At 54.0% G+C, this 20035-nt stretch carries 20 protein-coding genes; 2 read left to right on the top strand and 18 right to left on the bottom strand.

What is annotated here, in order from left to right:
• Positions 1-7 precede the first annotated feature (7 nt).
• The 8 genes from FLT43_RS20030 to FLT43_RS20000 all read right to left on the bottom strand — a co-directional run bounded on the left by FLT43_RS20030 (position 8) and on the right by FLT43_RS20000 (position 8910).
• Positions 8-778, bottom strand: a complete 771-nt coding sequence (locus FLT43_RS20030; protein WP_087440575.1) for a hypothetical protein — start codon at positions 776-778, stop codon at positions 8-10.
• A 77-nt stretch (positions 779-855) separates the two neighbouring features.
• Positions 856-2232 carry an ABC transporter substrate-binding protein gene (locus FLT43_RS20025; protein ID WP_087440574.1) on the bottom strand — a complete coding sequence of 459 codons (1377 nt, stop codon included), beginning with the start codon at positions 2230-2232 and terminating at the stop codon, positions 856-858.
• Positions 2233-2371: 139 nt separating this feature from the next.
• A complete protein-coding gene (locus tag FLT43_RS20020) occupies positions 2372-3742 on the bottom strand; it encodes an ABC transporter substrate-binding protein (RefSeq protein WP_087440573.1) in 1371 nt (456 codons plus the stop codon).
• A 560-nt stretch (positions 3743-4302) separates the two neighbouring features.
• Positions 4303-4635: a transposase gene (locus FLT43_RS30245; protein ID WP_244951361.1), complete on the bottom strand. Its 333-nt coding sequence runs from the start codon at positions 4633-4635 to the stop codon at positions 4303-4305.
• A 40-nt stretch (positions 4636-4675) separates the two neighbouring features.
• The gene (locus FLT43_RS20015) at positions 4676-5584 is read right to left on the bottom strand and encodes an IS110 family RNA-guided transposase (RefSeq protein WP_244951360.1); all 909 of its coding nucleotides are present in this window, start codon (positions 5582-5584) and stop codon (positions 4676-4678) included.
• 36 nt (positions 5585-5620) lie between these two features.
• Positions 5621-6373 carry a hypothetical protein gene (locus tag FLT43_RS20010; protein ID WP_087443383.1) on the bottom strand — a complete coding sequence of 251 codons (753 nt, stop codon included), beginning with the start codon at positions 6371-6373 and terminating at the stop codon, positions 5621-5623.
• 244 nt (positions 6374-6617) lie between these two features.
• Positions 6618-8321, bottom strand: coding sequence for a DUF4179 domain-containing protein (locus FLT43_RS20005; RefSeq protein WP_087443382.1), 1704 nt, complete (start codon positions 8319-8321; stop codon positions 6618-6620).
• Positions 8269-8910, bottom strand: a complete 642-nt coding sequence (locus FLT43_RS20000; protein ID WP_087443381.1) for an RNA polymerase sigma factor — start codon at positions 8908-8910, stop codon at positions 8269-8271. Before FLT43_RS20000 ends, FLT43_RS20005 begins: the two co-directional genes overlap by 53 nt.
• A gap of 182 nt (positions 8911-9092) precedes the next feature.
• Here FLT43_RS20000 and FLT43_RS19995 point away from each other — a divergent pair, with 182 nt between their 5' ends.
• Positions 9093-10448 (top strand): C39 family peptidase, encoded by a 1356-nt coding sequence (locus tag FLT43_RS19995; protein ID WP_087443380.1) that lies wholly within the window; start codon positions 9093-9095, stop codon positions 10446-10448.
• Positions 10449-11346: 898 nt separating this feature from the next.
• Here the strand turns inward: FLT43_RS19995 and FLT43_RS19990 are convergent.
• The 10 genes from FLT43_RS19990 to FLT43_RS19940 form a co-directional block, all read right to left on the bottom strand.
• Positions 11347-12765, bottom strand: coding sequence for a sulfatase family protein (locus FLT43_RS19990; protein ID WP_087443379.1), 1419 nt, complete (start codon positions 12763-12765; stop codon positions 11347-11349).
• A gap of 175 nt (positions 12766-12940) precedes the next feature.
• The gene (locus tag FLT43_RS19985; protein WP_087443378.1) at positions 12941-13195 is read right to left on the bottom strand and encodes a hypothetical protein; all 255 of its coding nucleotides are present in this window, start codon (positions 13193-13195) and stop codon (positions 12941-12943) included.
• Positions 13196-13357: 162 nt separating this feature from the next.
• Entirely contained in the window at positions 13358-14215 is an 858-nt protein-coding gene (locus FLT43_RS19980) for an inositol monophosphatase family protein (protein ID WP_087443390.1), read from the bottom strand.
• 223 nt (positions 14216-14438) lie between these two features.
• Entirely contained in the window at positions 14439-15209 is a 771-nt protein-coding gene (gene fabI / locus FLT43_RS19975; RefSeq protein WP_006679868.1) for an enoyl-ACP reductase FabI, read from the bottom strand.
• 118 nt (positions 15210-15327) lie between these two features.
• Positions 15328-16329, bottom strand: a complete 1002-nt coding sequence (gene uvsE, locus FLT43_RS19970; RefSeq protein WP_087443377.1) for a UV DNA damage repair endonuclease UvsE — start codon at positions 16327-16329, stop codon at positions 15328-15330.
• A gap of 195 nt (positions 16330-16524) precedes the next feature.
• Positions 16525-16848 carry a hypothetical protein gene (locus FLT43_RS19965; RefSeq protein ID WP_087443376.1) on the bottom strand — a complete coding sequence of 108 codons (324 nt, stop codon included), beginning with the start codon at positions 16846-16848 and terminating at the stop codon, positions 16525-16527.
• 190 nt (positions 16849-17038) lie between these two features.
• Entirely contained in the window at positions 17039-17332 is a 294-nt protein-coding gene (locus FLT43_RS30895; protein ID WP_087443375.1) for an RNA polymerase sigma factor, read from the bottom strand.
• Positions 17287-17517 carry a sigma factor gene (locus FLT43_RS19950; RefSeq protein WP_087443374.1) on the bottom strand — a complete coding sequence of 77 codons (231 nt, stop codon included), beginning with the start codon at positions 17515-17517 and terminating at the stop codon, positions 17287-17289. Before FLT43_RS19950 ends, FLT43_RS30895 begins: the two co-directional genes overlap by 46 nt.
• A 171-nt stretch (positions 17518-17688) precedes the next feature.
• Positions 17689-18030 carry a cupin domain-containing protein gene (locus tag FLT43_RS19945; protein WP_087443373.1) on the bottom strand — a complete coding sequence of 114 codons (342 nt, stop codon included), beginning with the start codon at positions 18028-18030 and terminating at the stop codon, positions 17689-17691.
• 74 nt (positions 18031-18104) lie between these two features.
• Positions 18105-18569: a V4R domain-containing protein gene (locus FLT43_RS19940; protein ID WP_087443372.1), complete on the bottom strand. Its 465-nt coding sequence runs from the start codon at positions 18567-18569 to the stop codon at positions 18105-18107.
• A 223-nt stretch (positions 18570-18792) separates the two neighbouring features.
• On the opposite strand from FLT43_RS19940, the gene FLT43_RS19935 reads away from it, so the two are divergent.
• On the top strand, positions 18793-20028 hold the full coding sequence (locus tag FLT43_RS19935; protein WP_087443371.1) for an FprA family A-type flavoprotein: 1236 nt from the start codon (positions 18793-18795) through the stop codon (positions 20026-20028).
• Positions 20029-20035 lie beyond the last annotated feature (7 nt).

Genomic DNA, 20035 nt, shown 5'->3' with positions numbered 1-20035 from the left:
CCTGCATCTATTCTTGAATCATGGTCTCCGCGATCGGCAGCAGATCTTTCTTGCCCAACGGGCTGCTCTTATTGACGGAGACCCGGTATTCAATGCCTTTTTCTTGGTCTTGCCATTTCAATGTTTTCATCTCAAAAGCGGCAGAATAGGTATAGATGTCCGCCCCGCCTTGATCCGGCTTGCCTTTTGCGAACAAATCAGGAACGAGAAGCTCGGCAATGTCTCCGAAGACATCATACTCCAGACGAATGACATCTTTTTCTTTTTTGAACTCCAGCTTCACTTCTCCCGCTTCCGTCCAGGACAACCGTTTGGAATGAAATAGCCTTCCTTTCGCTTCCGACTTCAATTCCTCCCTGTATTTCTGCCCGTTAGGCAACATCGGCTGCTTCACTTCCGCTTTGGAAAAGACATAGCCTTCCGGCAATCCGTCGGGCTTGATCAGCAGAGGAGTGGTCAGTTGGGATACCTGCTTGACATAGTCGTCATACTTGTCAAATGTATACGGAACCGGAAAAAAAGTGATGTGTTCCTGCGGATTCAACGTCTTGTCATTGACATAGAGAGCAAAAAAATCACCCGGATTTTTGCTGGCTTGCATTAATCTGTCCGTCTCTGCCTCAATCCGCTTTTGCTTGCTTGCGTCGGAAGAGGCGGCTGGCTTGGCCGCGGCTTTATTCGTGGATTGCGAAGCCGCCTCGGCAACCACGTTCATCGAACCGAACAGCAGCATCATGCAGAATGCCGCGATTGCCGCCTCTTTCAACCTATTTTTCATCGTATCCCTTCTCCTTCTACCGCTCTTCCACAGGGCAGCTGCCGACACACCATGTCTCCTTCCAGTTGGCGAGGTCATCATCTGCCTTGATGCGCCTCCTGCGCCTTGCTGCGGGCCGACTCCAGCACGGCCTGCGCGTTGTGCTGGAGCTCGGCCAGCGCCTCATCCACCGGCTTCTCGTTATCGATCACGGATTGCAGCGCTTCATTCACCAGCGATGAATACGCCTCATAGAAACTGTCCGGAATCCGCTTCATCACGCGTTCGTTATGTTGAGCCGCCGGCTTCAGCATATAGAACACCTCCGTATCGGCGCGATCGCCGCCGGAGACATAATCGGTTATCGCCGGCAGGTCGCTTCCGGCCGTACGCGATCTGGCCTTGGCCACCTCCGATCCGTTGATGAACCGGATAAGGTTCCAAGCCGCCTGCTTGCGGGGAGAATCCGCGGCGATAGCCAGAATCTGGGGCACGTAGACCGAAGTCGATTCATCGGGCCGGGCCGGATTGATCGGAACTGTGACCATGCCCCAGTCGAAGGCCTTCGCTTTGCTGCGGAGCTGGGAAGTAAAGTAATGATCACTGAGCAACATCGCCGCTTCGCCGTTCAGGAACTTATTTATGGCGAGGAAATAACGGGAACCTTCCAGCCCATCCCCCGCTTCCTTCGGGGAACGGACCGAGATCGCCTTGCTCCGGATCGCATCGGCCGCGATCTGGAAGGCCTGCTTCCATCCTTCCGATTGCAGCACGACGTTCTCGCCTTTCGCATCGAATAATTGCAGATCCAAGGTCAACGCAACCTGGGACAGCACATCGTGGGCTTCATTGCCAATCAGGCCATAGACGGGGGCATCATCTGTCCCGGTATTCGCGAACCGTGCCGCCAGCGCGAATGTGTCAGGCCACTGCATCTTGTTGGAGGGGGGATCGATGCTGTTCTCTTTGAACAAATCCGCATTGTAGTACATGACCCGCGGCCGGATGAATGGAGCCAGCCCATAGAGCGAACCATCCCCCTTTTCCCGCAGCATGTCGATCACGCCCGTCATATATCCGTTCAGATCGAATTGATCCTGCATGATGGCCGGATCCAGATTATACAGCTTGCCCGCCCGGGCCAGCACTTCATATTCATCCTGGTCCAGCAGCAGCACATCCGGCTTATGCACATCGATGAGCTTTTTGAGTTCCTCCTCGAAATCCCCTTGCCGCGCCTCTTCTATCCATTCTCGCGCCTGCAGCACGTCCACCTGGATGCCTGGGAACTTGGCGGCGAACATTTGCCCATATTGGATATGGAACGGCTCCACATCCGGGTACCATATTTTCAGACTGCCTGGAACGTCCTCCCCCAGCTCGTCCTGTACGGTCTTGCCTGCCATGCAACCATTCAACAGGATCGCAATACTAAGCAGCAGCCCCGTTATCTTCCATTTCCCTGATAACCTCATCTCTTCTTCCTTCTCCCTTAGCTCACGGTCTTGCATCTTGGCCGGCGAAGGCCCGCTTGCCGCAAGCTTCCCTATGTATGGCGACAGGCGAACGCAAGCCCGCCCGTCCACATTTGTTGCGGGTGTCGATCCACGGTCCCTACTGGCCGCTGCGGGCCGCCTGAAGCGCCGCTTGCGCCTGCTGCTGCAGATTCGCCAACGCCTCGTCCACCGAACTCGTCTGATCGATCACGGCTTGCAGCGCTTCGTTCAGCAGGGGCGCATAAGCGTCGTCAAAAGACTTGGGAATCTTTTTGTCTAGACGTTCATATTTCCGATCCATCGGCTTCAGCGCGTACAACGGTTCCGCGCTTTTCCCGTTGAGGTCCTTGACGAAGCCGATGCGAGTCGGCAGCTGATACAACATCCCTTGCGCATCCGAGCTTGCTCTCTCCGGCCCGGCGACATACTTGATGAATTCCCAAGCCGCCCGCTTGTTCGCGGACTCCGCCGATATAGCGAACGTCTCTCGATAAGATGCAAATGGCGATTCTCCGGGATTCGCAGGGTCTACAGGGACCGGGACTATGCCCCATTCGAACTTCTTCGCCTTCTTGCTGTACGATGGATCGTTAATGTTGTAGGCCAAGCCTGAACCCGCGATGACCATGGCGGCCTGCCCGTTCATGAAGAGATCATCGGACGGGAGATAGCTCGGGGTCTCGCCCGCCCCAAGCACCTTCACCGTACGGCTGCGGACCGCATCCGCAGTCATGCGGAACGCCTGCTTCCATCCCTCCGATTCCAGCAGCACGCTCGCCCCTTGCGCGTCGAACCTCTGCAGCTTCAGCGTCCGGGCGATGCTCTCCAGCAGTTCCGCCGCATCGCCATCGCCAGCGTACAATCCATACACGGGTTCGTCGGCCGTGCCGGCGCCCTTGAAGCGAGCGGCCAGATCGAACAGCTCTTGCCAGGAGAGGCCGCCGCGGGGCAGCTCGATGCCGTGCTCGGCGAACAGGTCGGCATTATAAAAGATGACGCTGGTGAGGAAATTCGGCGTCAGCCCATAAAGCGAGCCTCCCCCCTTCTCCCGCAGCGAGTCAATCAAGCCGGGCATGTACCCGTCCACATCGAACTGCTCCTGCTTGATGAGCGGCTCCAGGTTGAACAGCTTGCCCGCCTGTGCATACTCTTCATACTCGTCCCCGGCAAGCAGCAGCACGTCGGGCTTATGGAGGTCCACCCATTTCGCCAGCTCGCTCCGGTAATCGAAATCCTCGCCGCTTATCCTTTTGGCCATAAGCTCCTTCGTGCTCACAATATCGAACTCGATATTGGGGAACTTGACGTTGAACGCATTTCCGTATTCCCGGTAAAAATCATCTTCGTTATAATAAAGAATCTTTATCGTTCCCTTGCCCTCCTCGCCAAGCTCTTCCAAGACGGGCTTCGACCCGAAGCAGCCGCTGAGCAAGACGACGACCCCAAGCAGTAGCAGGCTTTTTTGGGCAATGGCGGATAGTCGCATCATCGTTTTCATTCTCCTTTACTGCGCCACGCGGAAACGTTACTTGGCTTTCGCTCCGGCCAGCTGCTGGACCGCGCTTTCCGCAAGCTCGATCAGTTCTTCTTTCGTCAATGGATTTTCCGGATTCGTGGAAATGTTAAATTGATATTGGTTGTCTGTCCAGCTCCCTCTAGAGGCAGCACTTTTCTCTTGCATACTCGCTTATTCGCAGGATTTCATCTTCCTTTGAGAAGCAGTAACAGGATTTAGAATCGGCAGGTGAACCCGAAATCGGTTCAACGGCATGCGGGAATAGAGGGATCAATCCAAATCCCATTTTATTCCTTGCATGTCGCACGTTTCTCCACAATCCTCTGAGGATTCACGCTCCCATGTCTCAGCGGGTCTACGCCCTTACCTTCCTTCGTTATACCTGCTCAAGGAGTGGAGGTCGATCATGTTCAGTAAACGGGTCCAGGCCCTTTAGCGACGGGAACTCGATCCTCCGTGCGATTTGAATTCCTGCGAACGAGCCAGTATGCAACTACTACTACTTCAGATAAACGATTGCGCAGACGGTGTCACTATGCCGCTCTAGTCAATGGATTTGCCCTCCCTTCTTGAAATGCTTCTCCTGTCCGAGCCATGGCAACCAGAATACGCGCTAGTTTGCCTATAAGCTTGAATACCGATCTCTGTTTTTTCATCTTCCGTACCTCTACGTTCTGCCGATGCCATTTTTTAAAGGATGGATGGTGAGCGACCAAGTTCATGACAGCCAAGTACAAATACTTACGGAGTTGCCTCCGCCCGCGTTTGGAGATGACGACTTGCCCCTTCTTCTTTCCTGACATGCTTTCGGCCAGATTTAGGCCTGCCATCGACAGCAGTTGGCGGCCATGATTGAATTGCCGCAAGTCGCCTGCATTGGCTAAGAGGACTGCAATATAGAGGGACTTAGCCCTTAATGGAGGAAAATAACTCCACAGTCTCCGGAATTTCCTCCAGCAGCGCAGCTATCTCACGGTCTATTTCCTGCAAGCGCTCAGTGAGACGTTCATAATCTTCCACCAGGCGGCTTACTTCACGTCTCGCTTCTTCATTAGCATCCGCAGCGCCAACAGACAGACGGCAGGCCTCCAATAGCTCCTGTGCCTTCAGCAGGCCGGTTCTCCCGCCGGCACGTTGCATCCGTTTCTTCCAGGCATGCACGAGGTCTTCAGCAGTATGCTTCAGAACATCGGCTGGAAGCGGAAAATCCTTTAACGTAGCGAGCGGACGAGGCTGCTCCCAATACTTGAAGACCTGAGTGAACTCAGGAAAATAGATATCCATCCAGCGAATGAGACGGTTCATGATATTCCCGCGGATGTCGGCCCAGTATTCCCTTTCGTTAACGACTACGCGAAGACGTCTGTAAAAAGGCTCCTGCTTGTTATAGTCGCTGTAATACCCTCGTGAAACGACATCCGCAATCACGAGAGCGTCCTTGGCATCATTTTTCGACTGCGAATTATCCCGATTTTCTTTGTTCCGCTTCGTAGTAAGTGGATTGACCAAAACGACTTTAATCCCCTTTTCTGAAAGCCAGTCGGCAAGATTAAGCCAGTAATGCCCCGTAGACTCCAAGCCAACAATCTCTTCAGACAGCTCACTTTTCTTTTGTAAATCACGAATCCAGTTCAATAATTTACTGAAACCGAATTGATTATTTTCAAATGCTAATCCACGGCCCTGTTCGATTCCACGGAAATTGACGGCTCGTGCAACATGTGTATTCTTAGCAATGTCAATCCCAACTACAAGGTGAATCGTGGTAATTCGTTCAACTCGTTGATTATATGCGGTAGATTGTTTAAACTTCATATAGAGCGTCCTCCTTGGATGATGGGTTTTTTAGGGCTATGACCCGTTGACACCCCCATTGTACAAGGGACGCTCCTTTTTTTTCAAAGCCAGAATCTTGGCTCTGACAGGAATGTTCAGTATATTTTTAACGGATTGAGGGCTTTTTTTCTTCGTCTCTTCATCCCATTCGTCAGCCGCCGTAAAGTGGTAACCTTTCTGCTGGCCGCGCTTCTTCGCGATCTCTGCGCTCATCAGGCTAAACTGGAGCCGCACGGCATCTTTTCCGTTCTTGAATTCGAGATCGACCTGGCCCGCTTCCGTCCATTTGATGAGCTTCAAGTAAGCGGCTTTGTCTTTGGCCTCCGCTTTCACTTCTTTCTGATACTTGTCGCCATAGGCCAGAATCGGCGGCTCGATGTTGGCTTTGGTGAACTTATACCCTTCCGGCAAGCCGTCCGGACGCTTCAATACGGGAGTCTTCAGCTTGGATGCTACTTTCATGTAATCTTCATAGCTTTTGAAATTGTACATATTCAGATAGTTGGAAAAGTGTTCGCCGCCATTAAGCGACTTATCGCTTACATACAATATGTAATAGTCACCCGGATTTTTTTTCATTTTGGCATACTTCGCTTTTTCCGCTTCCACCGCCTTTTTCTTCTCTGCGGCGGAAGGCGCCTTCGCTGCGGCCAGTACCGTCACTTCCTTGGCCGCGTTGGCCGGCGCCGCCTCCGCGGCGATGTGCATCGAATGGAACAGCAGCAGGCAGCTCGTCGCGGCAATCGCCGCTTTGGTCCTATTTTTCATGTTCTATTTCCCCTCTCCAGCGTTTCGTTTTTGATCGTTCTTCGGTTCAAGGCCAGGCCGCAATGCATTGCTTTGGGATCCCTTAGGCGCAAGCCTCTATGTTATAAACACAGCCAGGCGAAAATTGGTTCACTTTTTTTGAAGATAGTTAAAAAAAATAGACCAACCAGAAATCTCTGGCCGGTCCGGCGCTGCGGCAAGCTCTCCGCAATCGCTGCCGCAGCGCGGAAGGAAGAACGTCCCTTTATTGAAGCTTCACTGTTAACTCCCGTTCCGGATGTCTGACCAAATACATAAAGATATACATCTCCGCTTCCGTTCCTTCAAAGCCGGGATAGACGTCCACCCGCTTGTTGAGGCTATCGTTAAGCCCGGCGCCTGGTATCCAATCGAACAGGATATGTCCGGGGATGCGCCGATCTTCCTGGCGAATGAACGTCTGATTGATTCCGCCGAATCGTTCGTCCGGGCTTTCGCTTTCTACATACAGATCACCGTTCTGCTTGTAGTAGGTCCACGTCACCGGATATTCTCCAACGTCCATCGTCAACGTCTGCTTTTCGCCCGAAATATTTGATAGAAGGATCGGTTGTCTGTAATCCCATCTTTCCTCCACTTCATATTGCAGCAGCAGCTCCATTGGCAAATCCGCTGTCAGGCGGAGATCAGGCGGAGCGTCGAACACATACGTCTGCAAATAATTAGATCCATCGCCCGTATTGTCCGTTAACCATTCTTCCCCTTCCAGCTTCCGGCCGCCAACGGACAAGTAGACGCCCTTATAAGGCAACCGCGAGTATGGACTGCCATGCTCTATCTCGACCCGAATGCCTGTTGGACGAATGAACAGCTTGCGGACGACGGCCTCTCCCTCCGTCGTTCGGACCGGCACGTCCAGGGTGCGGATCGCCGATGCATGCAAAGCCTTCTCCTTGTTCAGCCGCAGCATTCCGAGATTCCATTCGCCGTCTATCTTCTTGCCCGGCGTCATGTAGGCGAGCTCGAACGTGATATTTTGCTGATGAATGTCGTCCAACTGATAAATCTCTTGCTCCGCCCACTTGCCGTTATCGAGCCCGACCCGTATACCGGATCGCTTCATGAGCTTCCCGTCCTTTTTCACCAGAATCGCGGGAAGATTCGTATTCGCGATCCGCTCATCCCAATACGTATAGAGGGATTTGAGCACCACTTTCCCTTCCGCTTCCCGTGAAATCTGAATGCTTGCGGATTCAATGCCGCCATCCTGAACCGGGAACGTCTGCACGCCAGTCTCGGCCAGATCGAGAGCCAGCGGCAACCGCTTGGTGTTATACTCCTGCAGTCCCCGCACGCTAAGCTGCAGCTCCGTCTCCTTGCCGTCGAAGGTCCATGGCGTTTCCAAAAAACCGTTATATCGTTTATTTTCCTTATCCCAAATATGTGAGTAGTACCCCTTTTTCCAGTTCATTCGCATCAATTGAACATCATTCACCTTCACGACGGGTTCCCCGTCAGCCGTGCGCAATTCCACCTCGGAGAATCTCCATTCCCGCGGCTCCTCATCCCCCGGATCGAAGCTGTATAACAGCGTGGTCCCGTTGTCATCGGACATGGCCGAATCGACCGTAAATGTAACGCCGCTGTTCGTAACCGACTTGTCAATCGTCTGCCCGAATCCGTGGTTCAGGGCCGACTTCACCCCTGGCCGGAACGTAAAATCCCAGTGTCCCGACATGGAAGCCAGCACCGGCGTCGCGATCAGCACCAGCGCGACCGCCGACAAGACCGCCAACCGGCGTCCGCCCAGGAACATCGTGCGGCCTTGCCGTCTTACAGATTCACCCTCCGGCTCTTGTCTGGCCGCATCAATCCTTGTCCACATCGCCTCGAAATCGGGATAGTCGTGGCCCCCCTCATCGCCGAGCCGCCGGGCAAGGTCCGTCTCCACGCGTGTCTCCTTGCTCATTATCCGCACCTTCCTTCCTGCCTGTCACCTGGTTATGTACGCTGCTATCTCCCGGCCTGCTTATCCCGTTCGGTTCAATCTGGCCGGACTCCTCCAGCATGGCCTTCATCAGCTTCAGGCCCCGATTCAGGCGCGACTTCACCGTACCAGCCGGGATATCCAATATGTCCGCAATATCCTTAAGCGCCAGATCATTCGTGAAGCGAAGTGTCACGACCACCCTGATTTTGTCCGGCAACCGCGCCATGCGGCGCTTCCATTCATCCTCCGTCTCCTGCTGCTCCACCACGGCGTGCACCGACGGTTCCACCTGCTCCCGCTGGAACAAGAGCAGCAGCTTCTCTTTCATTCGTCTCGTCTTGCTCCGCCGCAGATGGTTCAAGCAGTGGTTGACGGCGATGCGCATAAGCCACGTTTTGAGATGCTCCACCTGCCGCCATCCCGAGGTTAACGCCTTCACGAACACCTCTTGGCATATATCCTCCGCATCTGACGCATCGCGCAGCATATAGTAGCAGGTCCTGTACACTTCCTTGTTGTACCGCTCGAAAAACTCCCTGTCCGTCAACAGGCCCTCCACCTTTCCCATGCTCTACTCTACTAAGTTAACAACTTAGCAGGAGAAAAGGTTCATTATTATCAAATTTTTTCAAAAAAAAGCCGCCACAACGTAGAAATCCCCCCGTCTCCGTCTGAAAATCGGGGCCGCTAATGAAATGCGGACCATGTGCCGATATACATAAGGGAGTATGTCTGAGGAGGATATTGAAATTGCCACAATTCGTTCGGCGGCTCAATCGCTGGCTGCTGTTCCTGATATTACTGGCGCTGTGCGCCTTTCCGATACAATTCCTGTTCGCCTCCAAATTCAAAGAGGGCGGGCTGTCCTTCTCGTTCGGCATGCCTACGGACGATATCGTCCTCATGCTGCACAGCAATACCGCCTACGTCGGCCGCTACCTCGTTCCGATCGATGAGCGGGAGAACAAGGCATCGCCATACCAGCAGTCCGGCGAGACGCTGGTTCCGGCCCGCTTCCTCGCTTCGAAGCTGGAGGCCGAGCTGGCCTATGATGAAGCCACAGGAACGATCACCTTCACCAAAGACGAAGCGCGGGTCACCTACCGGCTGAACAAGCCGGAGGTCAAGATTGCGGGAGCCACGTCTTCGGTCAAGACGGCACCGCATGTGAAGAACGGGTTGACGTACGTGCCGCTTCGCCCGGTCAGCGAAGCGCTCGGGCGCAATATTTACGCCCGGGACGGACTTATCGCGCTGTCGAAGCGCGATGATGCGCCGAATGAGGCAGAGTGGAATGACTGGCGGAAGGAATTGTCCCAATACATCGACTATGATACGTTCGGGCCCTATGGCGTCCAGCTCGGCGGGCGCTTCGAGCGCGTCTTCCGCCGCTGGGAAGACGCCGTCGCTTACGCCCGGCAGGCGCCCGGACGCCGGGTAACCTATCGCGGGCAGCATGTCATGTGGGACCCGGAGAAGCCGGCGCCGAAGTCGTTCCGCTACAACGGGGCGCCGCTCATTCTGCAGCTGCCGGAGCTGCCGCGCGGCTGCGAAGTGACCGCCCTGGCTATGCTGCTGAAGACAGCGGATGTCGACGTCGACAAGATGGACCTCGCCCGGGAAATCCGCAAAGACCCGACGCCGTATAAGAAAGTAGGCGGCAAGGTTCACTTCGGCAATCCGCATAACGGATTTGTCGGTGACATGTATACCTTCGCCAATCCGGGACTCGGCGTCTACCATGAGCCGATTGCCGAGCTGGCTGAACGCTACCTGCCGGGCCGCATTGCCAACTTGACCGGCACATCGGTCGAGCACCTGCTATGGATCGTCGGGCAGGGCACCCCGGTCTGGGTGATTCACACGACGATGTATGATGAGGTGCCGGATAAATATTGGGTGACATGGCAGACCACGGACGGTCCGATTCGCGTTACCTATTTCGAGCATTCCTTCATCGTGACGGGCTATGACGAGAAATATGTCTATATCAATGACCCGCTCGGCCGGCGCAATCGCATCGAGCGCTCCGCCTTCCAGAGAGGCTGGGAGCAAATGGGGAGCCAGGCCATCACCTATTTGCCGTCCGAAGAGTCTGTGGAATGATCGCGGATCCAACGCCAAAGCCCGAAGCCTTCCTGTCGGTCGCCAGGAAAGCCTCGGGCTTCTTTTTTAAGCCGATGATATGATGTCAACAGAGTTGGATGCGTACTGAGCATGGGGCCAGGCTCGCATCCTTCCTCTCTTCTGCCTATACATTTTCTTCGTCCTGATGGTTCGATACCCGGCTATTGAAATACCATAACGCATAGAGCACGGCGCCAACCAAAATGAACAATCCGACCATCCAAATAATAAGTTCACCCATTCCATCCACCTCCCCTGTCAAATCCATGCCTGCTCCCAACTGCCTGCGGGCTGCAACATGGTCCTGCGGTATGAAGCAGCGAATCTGGTTGTCTCTGTCTACTCTGTGTCTACATGATATACCCTTGTTGCCATTGATTGAACCTCAATCCAGCGGCGAGCTTCTGCCCGGCACCGTTCGGCCGAGCCTCTCTCGCGATTCTCCTCCCTTCCATGTACAAGCTTGCAGCGGCCAGCGGCTCGCTCTCCTTCCATCATGCCATAAAAGGAAAAAAATTCAAACCAAATCCACCAAAATCGCTCGTGCGCCAGCAACCCGCCTCTAATCCCTTCGCCTTCTGCTGTTATATACTATCCACTGCCACTTTTCATCGCTATCCCGTTCGCTCCTATCCCCCCGGACGAAGGCGGCTTTGTTTACTTTGGCTTACTGCCATTTCTATGTTCATTTCAGGTCTGCAATATCTCGGATATGCTTGTAAATCCCGGTCTTGTTCATCCAATGGAACTGCACCTGACTGAGCGAATGGGATATTGGGCAAAAGAACACGCCACCCCATACATTACGTACCTTGTCTCCGGCCAACCCAAAAAACGGAGCCCGCAGCAATGCGGAACTCCGTTCGCAATCTATCGATTAGGATACTTCCTCAACTGGCGTATCGAGCACTTCCGCCTGCAGCCGGTGAAGCTCTGCCTTCAATTCGCTCACCACCGCCTCATAGCCCGGTTCACCGTATACGTTGCGCATTTCGCAAGGATCGTGTTCGAGATCGAACAACTCCCACTCCGGGGGCCGATTCTCGTCGACCGAACCCGGCGTGCCCAAAGCCTGCGCATAATAGTAAATCAGCTTATACCGGTGCGTTCGAATGCCATAATGCGAATAAACGTTGTGATGCTCGTCCAGGTGCATCCAATACCGGTAATACATCGAGGTCCGCCAATCCGGAGGCGTCTCCCCTTCCCATAACGGCCGGAGAGAATGCCCTTGCATGCCCGCAGGCGCCTCGATCTGCGCATAATCCAGGAAGGTCTGCGCGAAATCAACGTTCAGCGCCATCGCATCCGTCACGCTGCCCGGAGCAATCGCACGCGGATACCGGACGACGAACGGCATGCGCAGCGACTCCTCGTACATGAACCGCTTGTCGAACCAGCCGTGATCGCCAAGGAAGAAGCCTTGGTCGGAGGTGTAGATGACGATGGTATCCTCCGCGATTCCTTCCTCGTCCAAATAATCGAGCAGCCGCCCCACATTGTCATCAATGGATGCGACGCAGCGCAGATAATCCTTAATGTAGCGCTGATACTTCCACCGCTTCACTTGCTCCTCCGTCAGCCCTTCCGGAGGCTCTCCCTTCGTATCGGTCGTGACCATGTCGCGCCCAATCCGCATTTTCGCTTCGACGGCAGCTTGCGAGCGATTGGCGTAATCGTCATCGAATGTCTCCGGATACGGAATCTCCACATCTTCGTACATGCGGCTGTGTCGCTCATCCGGCTGCCAAGGCCGATGCGGCGCCTTATGATGGCACATCAGCATGAACGGCTTGTCCTTGTCCCGCTTCCGCAGCCAATCCAACGACAGGTCTGCGATGACATCGGTTACATAACCTTCGATGCGGCGGCTTCCATTCGCCTCCAGGAACTCGGAATGAAAATATTCGCCCTGCCCGTCCAGGACGCTCCAATAATCGAAGCCGGTCGGATTAGCATGGCCTCCATGTCCGAGATGCCATTTGCCGACAATAGCGGTCTGGTAACCGTGCTGCTGAAGCAGCTTCGGGAATGTCTGCTGTCTTCCGTCGAAGTGATCGTCGATCGATTTCACTCCGTTGAGATGGTTGTAGGTCCCCGTCAGGATAGAGGCTCGGCTTGGCGAGCAGATCGAATTCGTGCAAAAGCAATTGTCGAAGCGGATGCCTTCATTCGCAATCCGGTCGATCTGAGGCGTCACGTTGATGCGGCTGCCGTAACAGCTCATCGCGTGGGAAGCATGATCATCTGACATCACAAATAAAATGTTCGGTCTTCGGTATGATGCGGTCGTCATCGTCGTCCACTCCTTCGGTGAGCGAAGGCGGCTCCTGCCCAGAGCATCCATATATAACGCTGATGCGGCGGAGAAGCCTGTCCTTCCTATAAAATGTAATGAATGTTAACGGTAACCTTCATACGCATAACAGGGGGAACCCTGCGTTATAACCACACAGGGCCCCATCATGCAATTACGAATCCTTCGGTTTGTCTTCCTTCACTCGCTTCAAATACTCATCGTACCGGCTATCAATTTCCTTCGCCATGCTTCGATACTGCTTCGTCTCCTCGACAATCGGGTCGAGGGCCGTCTGGATCCGGATCTCGGTGCGGGGCGGAAGGCGTCTTCTCACCGCTTCCTCCTGCTCCTCCGTCTCCATGTCTCCTTCGGTCAGATATTCGCTTAGCCGGGCTTCCACCCGCCGGCGATCTTCTGATTCGGGCATGAGCGCTCCCCCTCCTTCATACCGTAGTATACCCAATTCATGGACTTGTTCGAGAAAACACGATCCTCCTGATGATCAACCGGACAACCCGTAGCCGGAGACTCGGTTCAGAGTGAAGCCGCTGCCGCGGGGTTCACCGGTTCGCAATGAGAAGCCGGGTTGTTATCCTTGCGCTCCCGCCGCCTCCAACGCTCCGATGAAGGCGTCATGGATCGCGCCGTTGGTCGCGACGACATCGCGCACGCCCAGATGATACGGCTGACCGTGCGTGTCGGTAATCTGACCGCCGGATTCGCGAATGAGCAGACTGCCTGCCGCCAAATCCCATGCATTGAGATTCAGCTCCCAGAATCCAGTCAGCCTTCCGGCTGCGACATAAGCCATGTGCAGCGCAGCCGAGCCCGCCGTGCGGATATTGCGCACCTGCGGCGCCAGCGCCTGAATGCCCGCCAGATTGGCCGGCAGAGCACGGGTACGCTCAGCCGGAAATCCGCTCGCAATCAGGCTGCCGGACAGTTCCTTCTCCGGCGCGACCTGCATGCGGCGGCCATGCACGTAGGCGCCTTTGCCCTTCTCCGCGACGAACAGCTCGTCGCGCGTCGGGTCATAGACAACGCCGACGATGACCTCGCCATGATGGGCCAGCGCGATCGAGACGGAATAGAACGGGAAGCTGTGAACATAGTTCGTCGTGCCGTCCAACGGATCGATAACCCACACATATTCCTCATCCTTCACCTGTTCCCAGGCTTGCCTGGAGGCGTCGCTTCCCGGCTCCACCCCTTCTTCTCCCAGAATGGCATGGTCCGGAAAATGCGTCAATATCAGCTTGCGGATCATTTGCTCCGCGCCTTTGTCCACTTCAGTAACGAGGTCGTGCATGGATGACTTTATATGAAGCGACTTGAATTGCCCCAGCTTGCTCTTGATCCATTCTCCTGCCTTCGCCGCGCAATTCACCGCCACTGCGGTGTGGCTCTTGCTGGACACGACGTAAGGAATTTTTTCCTTCGTATTCAAAACAATCACGCTACTTTCTGTAAAAAATGGAACGAACTGCACCACCTATTATACGTTACTGCAACAGCCAAGTTTCATAGACTTTACTGGCCCTGCCTTCACGCCGCGAGTCTCGTCCCTGCCTTTACACCGGAAGATACAGAAAATCCGCCTTGAGGAACCGGCCTCGAATGAGATCGATCCCGCAAGGCGGACGCCTGCTGCAGCGTCCCGTAACTATCGTCTATACTCCGATAATATGGAAACCGCCGTCTACATAGATTACTTCTCCCGTGATGCCTCGCGACAGATGGCTCATCAGGAACATCGCGGTATCGCCCACCTCTGCGGTTTCCGTTGTGCGGCGGAGCGGAGCTTTCTCTTCCACTTCCTTGAGAATGGAGTTGAAATCGCTGATGCCCTTCGCGGCCAATGTACGGATCGGTCCGGCCGAGATAGCGTTGACGCGAATGTTATGTTGTCCGAGATCGTTCGCCAAATAGCGAACCGACGCCTCAAGCGCTGCCTTCGCCACGCCCATGACGTTGTAATTCTTCATCGCGCGCTCAGCGCCCAGATACGTCATCGTCATAATGCTGCCGCCTTCCGTCATCAGCGGATGCAGGCGCTGTGCCACCGCGACAAGCGAGTAGGCGCTGATGTCATTCGCCAAGGCAAAGCCTGCGCGGGACGTGTCCACATACATTCCTTGCAGCTCCTCCGTCTTCGCGAAGGCAATGCTGTGCACGAGTCCGTGCAGCGTGCCGAATTCTTCCCGAAGCCGGCTTGCCAGCGCATCGATATCTTCATCGACGGTCACGTTGCAAGGCAGAATGATCGAATTCGGAATCGTCTCCGCCAGCTTGCGCACGCGGCCTTCCACCCGTTCGCTCTCATATGTAAATGCCAATCTTGCGCCTTGAGCGGCCAAAGATTGCGCAATCGCCCAGGCGATGCTGCGATCGTTCGCGACGCCCATGACGACGATATTTTTACCTGCCAATAATTGAGTCATTGCTTCAACCTTCCTCCCCTCGCCCACTCGCCTCATCGCGCATCATAGCCGCGATCAAGCGGTAAACGTTCTGAGTCCAACGTATCGTATTTTCGCCACATTTTCAAGTGGCTGTCCATCATGGATCGATTCGAACGCTGGCCTGATCCGCGATCGCCACCCCTTCTCCCTCGCAAGCGGCGAGATCGTCCATCAGCTTGAACAAGGCATTGTCCTTGTGCTTCGCCTCAATCATCACGTCCAGCCGTTCCGTATGGGCGGCAGCCATCCGCAAAAAATGAAGCAGCGGCACAACATCGACATCGTCGGCATGCCCGCGGATATCCTTCTCGCTCTTCGGGCTGGAGACGTGAATCTTCGGCGGGAGCGGATCGTCCGGCGTGGCGTCGGCCTGGGCATACGGCGTCTCCCATGTCCTCGCGATGCGGGGCCACAGCTCTTCCAGCGGCTCGCCTTCATTGTTGACCTCATGATGGTGGATATCGAGCACCATCGGCAGCCCGAGCCGTTCACAGACGGCCAACGTCTCAGCCGCTGTGAAGGTCTTGTCGTCATTCTCAAGCGTCAGACGCTGCAGCAGTTCTTCCGGCAGTTCCCCGGCATGGCTGACGAACCGCTCCCCGGCCGCCCGCTTGTTCCCGTAAGCCCCGCCGATATGGATATTGTTCTTCGCCCGTGCGTCGAGCCCCATCGCCTCCAGCATCCGAAGATGATAGCCGAGATCGCGCTTCGAGCTCTCCAGCACTTCCTTCCGCGTCGTGCTGAGCACGGTGAAGTGATCAGGATGGAACGACAGCCGCATGCCGTGCCGCTTCGCATAATCCCCGACAGCAGCGAAATCGTCCCGGAGCGCCGGGAACGGATCCCAATCGGCAAGCTCCTGGTGGGTCACCAACGGAATCAGCTTCGAGGACATGCGGTACAGCCGGATATCATGCGCGCGGTTATGCTTCAGCAGCCGGAGGGTATTATGCAGATTCTCCGCCGCAATCCGCTCCAGCTTGCGCAGCGCCGCCTCGCGATCGGGCAGCGCCTGGAAGCGCTTAAACGTCATTGTGCGCGACGGCGAGGCGTTCGCCACCACCATCGACATGGCCACGTACCCGAATCGGACAAGCATGGAATCAGACTCCTTTTCCTCTGCGTCGCATGTAGCGCGCAGGTGTTCTTATTCCTAGAATACCCTATTTCTCCCAACCGGAACCGTGGCACGCCCTCCATTGACTTTTCTTTTCTCACCCCGGATCAAAAATAGAAGCCCTTCGGCCGGAACAAGCGGCTTCTAGCGCTTCTATTCCATAACGCGCATGCAGAGCTAAGCGCGGTTCGGATTGCCGAAGAACATCTCATGGGCCAGAACGGTCTGAACCCGGGACTCTTCTTCGTTCAGTCTGCGGACGAGCTCCATCTCGACCGCCGTCACTTCCTCGCCTTGGAAATTAATCTCGGCGATGGAGGCGCTAATCTTCACAATGGCAACCGCCGTATTGTCCGGCGAATAAGCAATGACCATCTGGCCAGTCGGAAAAATCCGAAAGCCTTCTTTGGTCATTTTGCAGCGCCCATATTCCAGCAGTTCATATAATTCCTGCTCCTTCTTGAACTTGCATACGGAATTGAACTCAGTTTGAAATCCCATCCGTCCCCGCTCCTTTGCGTTATAATCTCTCTATTATTGAACCATGCTGGAAGGGGATGTGGCAACCGGGCAACATGAACGGCCCCGGCTAGACCTTTAGATGATGCTCACCATGGCAGCGATAGAACTGGCCAAGTTGGCACATCCATGGATGAACCAGCTCGGAAGGATGGAGCCGCCCGCCTTTTTCTCATTTATCCATCCCATGAGCCATCCCATCCCCCCTGTAGCGATCGCAAGGGCAATCGCTGCGTACCCTTTTCAATGCTTTCTTCGCCGAATTTAGCCGGGATTTAACTGTCCCCTCCGGAATACGCAATATCCCGGCCGCTTCCTGGCAAGTGCACTCCTCGAAATAGTACAGCACAAGGAGAATGCGATGCTCATCCTTGAGTCTGCTTAGCCCGCGGCGCACCAGTTCCTTGCGGTACGAAGCTATCAACAGGTCTTCAGGTTCATCCGCAGACCCTGGAATATTCGCCATCTCCCGCTGCGCTGCTGGAGCTCCGGATTAAAATATTGCTTCACGCGGCCCAGCCACCGCTTCGCCTTGCGATAGCGATCGCGGTACAGATTCGTCGCGATGGTGAACAGCCAGTTCTCCAGACTCCTGTTCGCATCATAACTATCCCAATGGTTTATGGCGCGGATCCACACATCTTGGAACAAATCAAATCATAGCGGACCGATCCCGCGTTCCCCACATCCTCCCCCCCTTATGTTGTATTACGCCTGACCTCCTCTTTCGTTCGCCGTCACGTACTGATTTTTGCAAAAAATAAAAATCCCCTTGCCAATCACACTCCGTGACCGCAAAGGGATGTACTATCCTGGGAAGTCTCAAATATTTTGGGCGTAGCGCTCGTCGGGCGTTTTCGTCAAGACGACATACAAGCTGGACACCGTATCGGGGCCGTTGCGATAAGAGAAGCTCTCATCGCCCGTGATATGAAGGACATCCCCTGCCGCTACTGCCATTTCCGTTCCATCGCAGATTACGGTGCCCGCCCCGTCAACAACCAGAATATATACGTTGGCGCCCGGATGATTATGGGCCGGCAGCTCCGCTCCAGGACTAAAATTCAACATGAAAATGACATTTTCCGCTTCCTTGTGAATAATGCGCTTCGTAAATTTATTATCTTGATATTCCTGAAACTGGGCCAGATTACTCTTTTGCATCTGCTATCACTCTCCTGTGAAGTTGTTTTTTTTAATCCCTGTTCAAAAAGCCGCTTTCCTCTCAAAAACGGACTTTAAAAACGAATTTCATACTCGCAGCAATCGTCGCCATTCACATTACACTTGATTTCCTTGACCAAAACTCTCTTATTTTTCAATTTGGTCAGCGCCCCCTCCATAATCGCGCCTTCCAAATCACAGACCATATGGCCTTCCATTTCCGGTAACCCTTCGCAAAAACAGTCCTTCACGGCAACGTGCAATTTGTGCTCTTCTTCAAGAACGATGTGCGGATCTCCGATTTTTAAGCCGCGAAACATAGTGAACAGTTCCTCCAACGAATGAACGGGCAAGCTTTCGCCGATTTTTCGGCCTATCGTCACGGTAGTTCCTTTCCCTCTCATAGGAAGCCCCTGATACATTCCGATTAGACGAATGGCTCTATATAGCTCGATCGGAACAGCGCACCCCAATTTTGTTCTTGAAATTTTGGCCATATCGTCAAAGGTAAATTCCTGGACAACACTTGCTCTATTCATAACGACACCGCCTTTTCATAACTAGTGGATGTGAATTTACTTCTAGTATATTGGACTGGCATTTTCGACTTGTGATTACAGTCACAAAACCGGAAATAAGTCACTGCCTCGCTTCGAACCCATTTTGTTATTTTCAGAAAATTTGATTTCAATCCTCTTTTTTTCCGGCAAGCAGGCATAGAATCAGGGTGTCATCCAAATTGAACCGCAGGAGGTTAGTCAAATGCACACGGAATATAAGCTGTCCAAGGATATTTATTGGGTGGGAAAAATCGATCGCCGCGAGGTTCCCTTTCATCGTCTTCTGTTAGCAAAAGGGACAACCTATAATTCATATTTGCTCAAAACCGGAAAACCAACGGTCATTGATACGGTAGATATTGCGTTCGGAAGAGAGTTTGTCGAAAAAATAACAGAAATGATCGATCCGCTGGATATCCAATATATAGTCATCAACCATACCGAACCGGATCATTCCGGCGGTCTGGCGGCGCTGGCTGCCAAGGCAACCAATGCCACGATTGTCTGTACGGAAATTGCCGTACCGGAAATTCAACAAATGTACAAGCTTCACCACCGCAATTACCTGGTAGTCAAGGATGGAGATCAGCTTGATATCGGAGGCAAGACGCTTCTCTTCAAAGAAACGCCTTATCTGCATACGGAAGAAACCATGATCACGTATTGCATAGAGGATAAAATTTTGTTTCCTTGCGATATTTTCAGTACCCATGTTGCCGTGGAGCATCTCTTTGCCGATGAAGCGGGATTGGATATCACGGAGGATTTCATTGGATATTACCGGGCCATTATCCACCCGCACCGAAGATACGTCCGGACACTGATGGAAGCTGTCCGGGACTTGGAGATCGACATCATCGCCCCTTCCCATGGCTTTATACTGCGGCGCGACATCGCCAAGTACATCGGCTTGTATGCCGAACTCAGCACCGACACGAAGGAAGGCAAAAAGGTAACCATCGTCTATGCAACGCTCAAAAATAACACGAAAAAAATGGCCCATATATTGAGAGATTGCTTTCTTGAAAACAATATCGCCGTTGAACTGTGGGACGTGGACAAGGCTGACGAGGCTGACATCTTGCACAGCATCGGGACTGCAGACGCCGTCTTGGTCGGCAGCTCGACGAAATATGCGGATATGACCGGAAAATTGGAGACCCTGCTGCGAAAAATGCAGAAGATGGACCTGGCAGGAAAGCTTGGCGCAGCCTTCGGATCCTACGGTTGGAGCGGCGAAGCGATTGAGGTGGTCCAGGATTATTTGAATCAGATGAATCTGACCGTACAAAGCACCTCCAGCGTAATCAAGTCAACCGGCATGACGCATGTGGAATTCCCTGTGCGCGTGCGCTTCTCCCCGCAGGAAGAAGACAAACTCAAAAAAATCAGAAATGCCGCTGAATTCATCTCAGACTTGCTGCTTAGCGCGGTCTAATGAGATC

This window comes from Paenibacillus thiaminolyticus (assembly GCF_007066085.1).
Classification (GTDB): domain Bacteria; phylum Bacillota; class Bacilli; order Paenibacillales; family Paenibacillaceae; genus Paenibacillus_B; species Paenibacillus_B thiaminolyticus.
This window is presented reverse-complemented; position numbering and strand designations above follow the sequence as displayed.

What these genes read in the sequence shown, in the direction of transcription:
- FLT43_RS20030 (WP_087440575.1), bottom strand. Translation starts at nt 778, where the DNA reads ATGAAAAATAGGTTGAAAGAGGCGGCAATCGCGGCATTCTGCATGATG.
- FLT43_RS20000 (WP_087443381.1), bottom strand. Translation starts at nt 8,910, where the DNA reads ATGGGAAAGGTGGAGGGCCTGTTGACGGACAGGGAGTTTTTCGAGCGG.
- FLT43_RS20010 (WP_087443383.1), bottom strand. Translation starts at nt 6,373, where the DNA reads ATGAAAAATAGGACCAAAGCGGCGATTGCCGCGACGAGCTGCCTGCTG.
- FLT43_RS19945 (WP_087443373.1), bottom strand. Translation starts at nt 18,030, where the DNA reads ATGCAAAAGAGTAATCTGGCCCAGTTTCAGGAATATCAAGATAATAAA.
- FLT43_RS30895 (WP_087443375.1), bottom strand. Translation starts at nt 17,332, where the DNA reads ATGGCGAATATTCCAGGGTCTGCGGATGAACCTGAAGACCTGTTGATA.
- FLT43_RS19940 (WP_087443372.1), bottom strand. Translation starts at nt 18,569, where the DNA reads ATGAATAGAGCAAGTGTTGTCCAGGAATTTACCTTTGACGATATGGCC.
- FLT43_RS19965 (WP_087443376.1), bottom strand. Translation starts at nt 16,848, where the DNA reads ATGGGATTTCAAACTGAGTTCAATTCCGTATGCAAGTTCAAGAAGGAG.
- FLT43_RS20020 (WP_087440573.1), bottom strand. Translation starts at nt 3,742, where the DNA reads ATGATGCGACTATCCGCCATTGCCCAAAAAAGCCTGCTACTGCTTGGG.
- FLT43_RS19985 (WP_087443378.1), bottom strand. Translation starts at nt 13,195, where the DNA reads ATGCCCGAATCAGAAGATCGCCGGCGGGTGGAAGCCCGGCTAAGCGAA.
- fabI (WP_006679868.1), bottom strand. Translation starts at nt 15,209, where the DNA reads ATGACTCAATTATTGGCAGGTAAAAATATCGTCGTCATGGGCGTCGCG.
- uvsE (WP_087443377.1), bottom strand. Translation starts at nt 16,329, where the DNA reads ATGCTTGTCCGATTCGGGTACGTGGCCATGTCGATGGTGGTGGCGAAC.
- FLT43_RS19935 (WP_087443371.1), top strand. Translation starts at nt 18,793, where the DNA reads ATGCACACGGAATATAAGCTGTCCAAGGATATTTATTGGGTGGGAAAA.
- FLT43_RS20015 (WP_244951360.1), bottom strand. Translation starts at nt 5,584, where the DNA reads ATGAAGTTTAAACAATCTACCGCATATAATCAACGAGTTGAACGAATT.
- FLT43_RS20025 (WP_087440574.1), bottom strand. Translation starts at nt 2,232, where the DNA reads ATGAGGTTATCAGGGAAATGGAAGATAACGGGGCTGCTGCTTAGTATT.
- FLT43_RS19990 (WP_087443379.1), bottom strand. Translation starts at nt 12,765, where the DNA reads ATGACGACCGCATCATACCGAAGACCGAACATTTTATTTGTGATGTCA.
- FLT43_RS20005 (WP_087443382.1), bottom strand. Translation starts at nt 8,321, where the DNA reads ATGAGCAAGGAGACACGCGTGGAGACGGACCTTGCCCGGCGGCTCGGC.